Source organism: Amycolatopsis sp. NPDC005961, assembly GCF_040629235.1.
GTDB classification, from domain to species: Bacteria; Actinomycetota; Actinomycetes; order Mycobacteriales; family Pseudonocardiaceae; genus Amycolatopsis; species Amycolatopsis camponoti.
The window spans coordinates 70,944-80,137 of the sequence record NZ_JBEXVF010000041.1 but is presented as its reverse complement, the minus strand read 5'-3'; the positions used below and the strand labels follow the sequence as shown (position 1 = coordinate 80,137).

The 9,194-nt window shown below is 71.0% G+C and carries 9 protein-coding genes; 2 read left to right on the top strand and 7 right to left on the bottom strand.

Annotated features, from left to right (window positions below; translation table 11 throughout):
- Positions 1–492: 492 nt before the first annotated feature.
- Positions 493–2,154: a fumarate hydratase gene (locus ABZ342_RS30820; protein ID WP_360480269.1), complete on the top strand. Its 1,662-nt coding sequence runs from the start codon at positions 493–495 to the stop codon at positions 2,152–2,154.
- 57 nt (positions 2,155–2,211) lie between these two features.
- On the opposite strand, the gene ABZ342_RS30815 is transcribed toward ABZ342_RS30820, so the two are convergent.
- From ABZ342_RS30815 to ABZ342_RS30790, 6 genes are all read right to left on the bottom strand, one after another.
- Entirely contained in the window at positions 2,212–2,892 is a 681-nt protein-coding gene (locus tag ABZ342_RS30815; protein ID WP_360480266.1) for a hypothetical protein, read from the bottom strand.
- Between the two features lie 163 nt (positions 2,893–3,055).
- Positions 3,056–4,459, bottom strand: a complete 1,404-nt coding sequence (locus ABZ342_RS30810) for an MFS transporter (RefSeq protein WP_360480263.1) — start codon at positions 4,457–4,459, stop codon at positions 3,056–3,058.
- Between the two features lie 65 nt (positions 4,460–4,524).
- Entirely contained in the window at positions 4,525–4,962 is a 438-nt protein-coding gene (locus ABZ342_RS30805; RefSeq protein ID WP_360480260.1) for an SRPBCC family protein, read from the bottom strand.
- 14 nt (positions 4,963–4,976) lie between these two features.
- Positions 4,977–5,492, bottom strand: coding sequence for a hypothetical protein (locus tag ABZ342_RS30800; RefSeq protein ID WP_230862405.1), 516 nt, complete (start codon positions 5,490–5,492; stop codon positions 4,977–4,979).
- 125 nt (positions 5,493–5,617) lie between these two features.
- Positions 5,618–6,109: a hypothetical protein gene (locus ABZ342_RS30795; RefSeq protein ID WP_155542242.1), complete on the bottom strand. Its 492-nt coding sequence runs from the start codon at positions 6,107–6,109 to the stop codon at positions 5,618–5,620.
- A gap of 81 nt (positions 6,110–6,190) precedes the next feature.
- Positions 6,191–6,964, bottom strand: coding sequence for a GntR family transcriptional regulator (locus ABZ342_RS30790; protein ID WP_360480256.1), 774 nt, complete (start codon positions 6,962–6,964; stop codon positions 6,191–6,193).
- Between the two features lie 286 nt (positions 6,965–7,250).
- Here ABZ342_RS30790 and ABZ342_RS30785 point away from each other — a divergent pair, with 286 nt between their 5' ends.
- Positions 7,251–8,051, top strand: coding sequence for a serine protease (locus ABZ342_RS30785; protein WP_360480253.1), 801 nt, complete (start codon positions 7,251–7,253; stop codon positions 8,049–8,051).
- 40 nt (positions 8,052–8,091) lie between these two features.
- On the opposite strand, the gene ABZ342_RS30780 is transcribed toward ABZ342_RS30785, so the two are convergent.
- The gene (locus tag ABZ342_RS30780) at positions 8,092–9,192 is read right to left on the bottom strand and encodes a nitronate monooxygenase family protein (RefSeq protein WP_360480250.1); all 1,101 of its coding nucleotides are present in this window, start codon (positions 9,190–9,192) and stop codon (positions 8,092–8,094) included.
- Positions 9,193–9,194: the final 2 nt, after the last annotated feature.

Below are 9,194 nucleotides of genomic sequence, written 5' to 3'. Positions count from 1 at the left end.
TCGCCGAGGCTCGGGTACTTCACCGGCCCGACGCGCCCGCGGACCTCGCCGGTCACCGGGTCCCAGCCCTGGTCGACGTAACACCGGGTCAGCGCACCCGCCCCGTTTTTGTGCGCACAGCGACGACCAGGGGCGTTGTGGCGACCGAAAATATGTCACCAAGAACCGGTTTGACGCTGCACCGACCTGGGTAGCAACCGGTGGCGGTACCCATTCGGCGGCGTTGACTTATGACTTGGGTCACGCCAGCCTCGAAGTACCGGTACAGACCTCGCGACCGGGCGTGCACGCGTCCGGAAGCTCTCCCCGGGAGGTCGGGTCCGTCGGGGTGGACCCGGCCTCCCGACCATTCGTCCGGCGGGACCCGGCTCACGCGCCCGGGGTGGGCGTGGGGTGGGGTGGGGTGGCCCACAGTGACCGCATGCCTCTTCGGCGTCGACCTTCCCGCTGCGTAGGGTGGACCGATCCCGGAGCTGGCAAAGGAGCCTGGCAGTGCCGTCCACCACCACGTTTCAGCACACCGAAGTCCTCCCCCTCGGCAAGGACACCACCACCGAGTACCGGCTGGTCACCGACGAGGGCGTCGAGACCGTCGAAGCCGCCGGGCGGAAGTTCCTCAAGGTCGACCCCGCCGCGCTGACCACCCTCGCGCGCACCGCCATCACCGACATCCAGCACCTGTTGCGCACATCACACCTGCAGCAGCTGCGCGCCATCGTCGACGACCCCGAAGCCAGCGGCAACGACCGCTTCGTCGCCATGGACCTGCTGCGCAACGCCGCCATCTCGGCCGGTGGCGTCCTCCCCATGTGCCAGGACACCGGCACCGCCATCGTCATCGGCAAGCGCGGCGAGGGCGTCCTCACCGGCGGCGACGACGAGCGCGCGCTCTCGCGGGGCATCTTCGACGCCTACCAGCAGCTGAACCTGCGGTACTCGCAGATGGCGCCGGTGAACTTCTGGGACGAGCGCAACACCGGGACCAACCTCCCGGCGCAGATCGAGCTGTACCACAAGGACGGTCAGGACGACCCGGCCTACGAGTTCCTCTTCATGGCCAAGGGCGGCGGCAGCGCCAACAAGACGTTCCTCTACCAGGAGACGAAAGCCGTCCTGAACCCGAAGCGGCTCGCGCGCTTCCTCGACGAGAAGCTGCGGAGCCTCGGCACCGCGGCCTGCCCGCCCTACCACCTCGCCATCGTCGTCGGCGGGATGTCGGCCGAATTCAACTTGAAGGTCGCAAAACTCGCTTCGGCGCGTTACCTCGACAACCTGCCGGCCGAGGGTTCCGAGCTGGGCCACGCCTTCCGCGACCGGGACCTCGAGCAGCAGGTCCTCGAGATGACCCGGCAGTTCGGCATCGGCGCGCAGTTCGGCGGCAAGTACTTCTGCCACGACGTCCGCGTCATCCGGCTCCCCCGCCACGGCGCGAGCTGCCCGGTCGGCGTCGCCGTGAGCTGCTCCGCCGACCGCCAGGCCAAGGCGAAGATCACCGCGGACGGCGTCTTCATCGAGCAGCTCGAGCGCGACCCGGCCCGCTTCCTCCCCGACGTCACCGAGGAGGACCTCTCCGACGACGTCGTGAGCGTCGACCTCAACCGGCCGATGGCCGAGATCCGGGCCCAGCTCTCGCAGCTGCCGGTCAAGACGCGGCTTTCCCTCACCGGGCCGCTCGTCGTCGCGCGCGACATCGCGCACGCGAAGATCGCCGAGCGTCTCGACGCCGGCGAGGAGATGCCGGACTACCTGAAGAACCACCCGGTCTACTACGCCGGCCCGGCCAAGACGCCGGAGGGCTACGCGTCCGGCTCGTTCGGGCCGACGACGGCCGGGCGGATGGACTCCTACGTCGAGCAGTTCCAGGCCGCCGGCGGCTCACTCGTCATGCTGGCCAAGGGAAACCGCTCGAAGCAGGTCACCGACGCGTGCCGGTCGCACGGCGGGTTCTACCTCGGCTCGATCGGCGGCCCGGCCGCGCGGCTCGCGCAGGACTGCATCAAGAAGGTCGATGTCCTCGAGTACGCCGAGCTCGGCATGGAAGCCGTCTGGAAGATCGAGGTCGAGGACTTCCCGGCGTTCATCGTCATCGACGACAAGGGCAACGACTTCTTCGCGAGCACCGGCGACCCGGTGCTGCAGATCAGCTTCCGTTAGCACGCAAGGGAAGGGGACACCGGCCCGCCGCCGGTGCCCCCTTTCTTCCCTGCTCCCTCAGCCGACGCGCTCGATCCGTGCGCGCCGGATGAGGAACTTTCCGGGTTCCCGAACCTGTTCGAAGGCCGCGTTGTTGAGCAGCGTGCAGCTGCCCGACACCGAGGTCACCTCGACCGTCGTGGACTTCGAGTTGTCCAGGTTGGTCACCTTCAGCTTCGTCCCGGCCGGGAACTGGTTGCTCGACGCCGCCGGCGCGCCGCCCTCGCCCGAGAGCGTCACGGTGGAGCCCGCGCACACGACATCGCCGGTCGCGCCCTGGTTGCCGGTGTTCGCCCCGGCCTGGTTCTGGTTCTGCTGAGCGGGCGCCTGCTGTGCCGGGGCCTGTGCGGCCGGTGCCTGCTGGGCCGGGGCCTGCGCGGCCTGGCCGTTGTTCGCGGCCACGTTCGCCGTGCAGCCCGCGACCTGCCGCCGCTGCTGGATCAGGTCGACCACCGCCTGCCGGTTGGCGATCCGCGCGGCCGACTGCGCGTCCGGGGCCGCCTGCTGGCCCGCGATGAAGTTCAGGTTGTTCTGCAGCGCGGTGTCGAGTCCCCCACAGTTCTCCTTGGGCGCCTCGGCGGCGTTGCCCGCGGGGCTGCTCAGCGCGATGGCGGTCGCGGTGACACCGGCGACCCCCAGCAGCGCGGCCAGGCCGACGGTCGCCTGCTTGCGGTGCCGACCACTACTCAAGCGGGGCATAGCCCCTCCTCTCTGATCACCACCTCACTGATGGATACGGCTCGGTAACAGCGGCGGTTCAACGGGATTTCAAAAGACTTTTCGACGACTTCGACACCGACCGGCCGGAGTGGTCCGGACCACCGGTCGGACAAGCGACGCTCAGCAGCGGATCGCGCGGCGGTCAGGCCGCCGGGGCACCGTCGTGGTCCGGACCACTCACACGAGCCGCGGTCGCCATGGCCCAGCGACCCGTCGTCACCAGCCCCAGCGCGAACACCAGCACCCCGCAGCCCGCGACGATCGTCCACACCGCGCGACCGGTCCCCGGCGGCGTCCCGGCGCTCCCCGCCACGACCGCGCCGACCACCGCCACCCCCAGCGACGTCCCCACCTGGCGGCTCGTGGACGCCACCGCCGCCGCCAGGCCCGCCTGCTCGCGCGGCATCCCGGACACCGCCGCGTTCGTGATCGGCGCGTTGAGCAGGCCGTAGCCGATGCCGAAGCACACATAACCCACCCCCAGCAGCGAAATCGGCGTCCGCGGGCCGATCCCGGCCAGCACGACACCGGACACGGCGATCCCCGCGCCGGCCACCAGCAACGGCAGCCGCGGGCCGCGGGTCCCGGTCATCCGGCCCGACAGCGGCGCGCCGACGGCCGTCAGCACGGCCATCGGCAGGGTCAGCAAACCCGCGTGCAGCACCGAAAAGCCGCGCGTCTCCTGGAGGTAGAGGGTGGTGAGGAACAGGAAGCCCGACAGGGCCGCGAAGCCGGCGACCGCGGTGAGCGTCGCACCCGAGAACGGCACGCTGCGGAAGAACCTCAGCTCCAGCAACGGGTCGCGGCGCCGGCGCTCGTACGGCACCAGCACCGCCAGCGCCGCCGCGGCGATCAGGAAGCACCCCACCATCACCGCCGCGCCCGAGCCGCGGCCTTCGATGATCCCGTACGTCAGCGACGCCAGCAGGACGATCACCAGCAGCTGCCCCACCGGGTCGAGGCGGCGCGGGCGCGGAGCGCGGGACTCCGGGACGAACAGCGCCGTCAGCACGATCGCGGCCACGCCGACCGGGACGTTGATCCAGAAGATCGAGCGCCAGCCCGCCCAGGCGACGAGGACGCCGCCGAGCACCGGCCCCACCGCCAGGCTCAGCCCGTTCACCCCCGCCCAGACGCCGATCGCGCGGGCGCGGTCACGGGGGTCGGTGAAGACGTTGGCGACGATGGACAGCGCGACCGGGTTGAGCATCGACCCGCCGATCGCCTGCAGCGCGCGGAAAGCGACCAGCGGCCCGATGTCCGGCGCGAGCCCGCACAGCAGCGAGCCGAGGCTGAACAGCGCGAGCCCGGTCTGGAACGTCCGGCGCCTGCCGATCCGGTCCGCCGTCGAGCCGGACAGCATGAGCAGGCTCGCCAGCACGAGCGTGTACGCGTCGATCGTCCACTGCAGACTCGAGACCGACGCGCCGAACTCGTGGCGGATCGACGGCAGCGCGAGGTTCACGATCGTGTTGTCGAGCCCGACGATGAACAGGCTCAGGCAGCAGATGGCCAGGACCAGCCGCCGCCGCACCGGCTGCGGCACCGCTCTCCCAAACTAGTTGCACGGACAATATTAAGCACTGTACAACTAATCCGGGTGGGTCACCGTCAGGCCGGGAACAGCTCCCCGAGCCGGGCCAGGGTCTTCTCGATGCCGTCGGCGTTCTTGCGCGGGAACGGGCTGAGGCTGATGGCCAGCGGGAACTTGGCCGTCGACCAGTCGAACGTCTCGGTGACCTCGGTGCGGCCGCCGTCGAGGGGTTCGAGGCGCCAGCGCCAGCGGTGCCCGTTGAAGTGCCGCCAGGCGATCAGCCTGCCCTCTTCGAACTCGACCACGGTGTTGAGGATCTTGTACGACGCGCCGATCTTCATGTCCATGCCGAACTCGGCACCGAGCGTGAGCCGGTCCGGGCCGCCGGACTGGGCGGCCCGGACCGTGCCGGATCCGTCGATGAGCGGGTGCTGGGCCGGATCGGCCAGGAGCCCGAAGATCTTCTCCGGGGTCGTGGCGACGATCGCGGTGCGTGAGACCTGGCGGCTTCCCATCACCCGAACCTAGATCATTTCGCGGGCGTGGTCTTCAGCACCACCGTGCGCTGGTCCAGCGGCGCGGCCAGCGCGACCGAGATCACCGGGTACCGGATGTCCATCGTGCACATCTGACCGGTCTGGGCCTTGGTCTCGCTCAGGTTGACGACGACGTGGTCGCCCGCCTGCTCGGCCGCCTCGCCGAGCGCGTGACCACAGCCGCCTTCCTGGGCGCGGATGTTGAGGATGGTGCCGCCGTTGGACGTCCACACCTCGTGCGGGTAGTCCTTGGGCAGCGCGGCGGCGTCGACCTTGTCCGGCGGCACCGGGGTGCTGCCCTCGGGCACGGTCAGCCGGGGTTTGCCCGGCGGGTTCGCCGACGGCGGCGCCGGCAGCACCGACTCGGTCGGCGACGTCGACACGCTGCCGGTGGGAGCCGCGGAGGTCCCCCCGGCGGCGGGCTGGCTGATGGGCACGTTCTGGCCGGCGCAAGCCGTCGCCATCAGCAGGATCGCGCCGGTCCCGGCCACCTTCGCTAAGTACCTCATGTCCCGAAGACGGAACGGGCACGGCGAGGGGTTGCACCGAAGATCGACCCATGGGGAGCTTTCACATGGTCTGGGAGGGCCTCCCGGGCGTCCCGGGGCGGCCCTCCCAGCGTCGATGCGGTGCGTCAGCCCTGCGTGAGCACCACGGTGCGCGTCCCGAGCGGTTCGGCCAACGCCAGCGGGACGCTGACCTCCTTGATGTAGTCCGGGCACATCTGGCCCTTCTTCGCCGCGGTGACGGCGACGAGCACGACGACCCGCTCCGGCGTCTGGTCGCCGACGTGGGCCGAGACGCGGCGGCACCCGCCCTCCTCCGCCTGGAGGATCAGCGTCTTGCCGTCGGTGCTCCGCGTGAGGCTGCGGGGGTAGCCCTCGGGCAGCCCGCGCGCGTCGACCTGGGACTCCGCGATCACGTCGTCGCCCGGGGCGATGCCCTGCGTCGGGCGGCCGACCGTCTGCGACGGCGGCGGGGCGACCGGCGGCGAACCGGGCACCGAGGACGAAGCCGACGTCGTCGGCGTCTCCGGACCGGTGCTGCCGGCGGGCGCGGCCGTGTTCGCCGCCCCGCAGGCCGTCAGCGTGAGGAGCAGCAGACCCGTACCCAGCACTGTGCGCATACCTGCCAGACGGACCGGACGCCGGAACGGTTGCATCAGCGGTCCGCCGCGCGCCCCCGGACCAGCCCGAGCAGCGTCGCCTCAGGCGCGCCCGAGACGGGTCACGAAACTGAGCCGGTCACCGCGGTACAACGACCGCACCCGCTCGAACGGCGCCCCGTCCGGACCCCACGAAATCCGGTGCATCAGCAGCATCGGCAGCGCCGGGTTCGTCCCGATCAGCAGGGCCTCGCGCGGAGTCGCCAGCACCGTCTCGACGCGTTCCTCGGCGCCGTCGAAGACCACGCCCAGCTTCTCGCTCAAGCACGCGTACAACGACTGCTCGGGGTCGAACACCTCGAGCAACGTCGGGAACCGCTCGGCCAGGAGATATGTCGACTCCAGGCCGACGCGCTCCTCGTCGGCCAGCAGCACCCGCTCGATGTGGATCACTTCGGCGTCCGACGTGACCTGCAGGTCGGCCGCCAGCGCGCTGCCGGCCAGGCGCCGCTCGAGGGTGATCACCGTGCGGCCCGGCCGGATGCCCTGACGCCGCAGCCCCTCGGTGTAGCTCACCAGGGCCAGCGGCTGCACCAGCTTCGGGCCCGCGACGAACGTGCCGCTCCCCTGCCGCCGGCTGAGCCTGCCCTCGAGCACCAGCTCGCCGACCGCCTGCCGCACGGTCGCCCTCGACACCTCGAACCGCTCGCACAGTTCCCGTTCCGTGGGCAGCACCGATCCTTCGCCGAGTTCCGCGATCACCGCCAGCAGCTCGACCTTGACCGCGTAGTAGCGCGGGACACGGCCGTGCTCGGGAATCCCGTCGAGCACGGGACCGTCGGCGGACAGGCGGTAATGGCGCGGAGGGGCAGGCACGGAATCGACCCTATTGGTTTCCCGGCGCGCGGTGGTTCGCTGTGGCGCGCAACACCGACGATCACCCGGATGCTTCGAATCCCGAGGCCGGCGGCCCGGACGGCCGCGCGGCACGGTCACTGGGCGCTTCGGCCTACGACGTTCGCCGGATCCGGCGGTGAGAAATCACCCAACCGCCCGAAACATCCGAAGAAAGTCGGTTGTCCGGGTATGTGAGCACCTGGTGTAGTCAGGGGGCCGCAGACGGCAATGGCTTCCACTGTGGACACTGGAAGGACTGATCCCCTTGGCTCCCAAGCGCTGGTTCACCCTGCTCAGAAACGTCACCACCGCGGTGGCCGCGGTCGCCGCGGCCGCGTCGTTCGCCACCCCCGCGATCGCGGCCCAGCCGCCCTCCACCGACGTCGTCGGCGGGACCCGGGCCGCCCAGGGCGAGTTCCCGTTCATGGTCCGGCTGTCGATGGGCTGCGGCGGCTCGCTCTACACCAGCCAGATCGTCCTGACCGCCGCCCACTGCGTCAGCCGGACCGGGTCGAACACGTCGATCACGGCGACCGTCGGCGTCGTCGACCTGCAGAGCACGAGCGCCAAGAAGATCAAGTCGACCTACGTCTACCAGTCCCCGACCTACGGCACCTCGACCGGCGGCGACTGGGCGCTGATCAAGCTCGCGAGCCCGGTCACCGGCCTGTCGACGCTGCCGATAGCGACGACCTCGACCTACAACACCGGCACGTTCACCGTGGCCGGCTGGGGCGCGGCGACCGAGGGTGGCTCGCAGCAGAGGTACCTGCTGAAGGCGACCGTCCCGTTCGTCTCCGACTCCACCTGCGCCGCCCAGGGCGGCAGCTACCCCGACCTCATCCCGAGCGCCGAGATCTGCGCCGGCAACCTGACCGCGGGCGGGGTCGACACCTGCCAGGGCGACTCCGGTGGCCCGATGTTCCGCCGGGACAACGCCAACGCCTGGATCCAGGTCGGCATCGTCTCCTGGGGTGACGGCTGCGCCCGGCCGCACGCCCCCGGCGTCTACACGGAGGTGAGCACGTTCGCGTCGAAGATCGCCGCGGCCGCCTCTTCGCTGTAACACCCGGACTCTGAAGGGGGCTCGCCGCGGCGGGCCCCCTTCAGCGCGTCTTGTCCAAACGCGACAGTGCCTCTTCGTAGCCGGCCACCAGGTCCGCGACGACGTCGGCGACCGGGCGGACGGCGTTCATCCGGCCGACGATCTGCCCGACCGGCATCGACACCACGCTCGGGTCGTTCGCCGCGTGGATCCGGTTGTGGGCGTGGGAAACCAGCAGGTTCTGCAACGGCATCGGCAACGGCTCGGGCGCGTCCGCCGCGGCCCACGCCTCGGTCCAGCGGGTCTTCAGCAGCCGCGCGGGCTTGCCGGTGTAGATCCGCGTCCGGACGGTGTCCGACGACGTCGCGCCGACCAGCGCCTGCTGCATCGCCACGGACTCGCCCATGGTCTGCAGGTACTCCTCGGTCGCGAGCCACATCGAGCCCATCCAGACACCGGACGCGCCGAGCGCGAGCGCCGCGGCCATCTGCCGCCCGGACCCGATCCCACCCGCGGCGAGCACCGGCACGTCGACCGCGTCGACGATCTCCGGCACCAGCACCATGGACGCGATCTCGCCGGTGTGCCCGCCGGCCTCGTAGCCCTGCGCGACGACGAAGTCGACGCCGTTCGCGACGTGCCGGACGGCGTGCTCGGCCTTCCCGGCGAGCGCCGCCACCGGCACGCCTCGGTCGTGGCACTGGCCGATGACGTCGGCCGGCGGCGAGCCGAGGGCGTTGGCGATCAGCTTGATCGGGTGGTTGAGCGCGACCTCGACGTGCGAGCGGGCCACCGAGTGCAGCCAGCCGAGGACGCCCGCGCGCTCGTCGGTGTCGTCCGGCAGTGGCGGCACCGAAAGGTCCCGCAGCACTTTGTCGACGAACGCGCGGTGCCCGTCCGGGATGTGCTTCGAGAGGTCGACCTGGGTGCCCTCGGCCGGGATCTTCGCCGGCATCACGATGTCGACGCCGTAGGGCTTGCCGCCGGTGTTCTCGTCCATCCAGGTGAGCACCCGGTCGAGCTCGGCGGCGTCGTTGAACCGGACGCAGCCGAGCACGCCGAGCCCGCCGGCGCGGCTGAGCGCCGCGGCGACGTGCTCCGAGGGCGTGAACCCGATGATCGGCAGGTCGATGCCGAGCCGGTCGCACAGGGATGTCCGCACTG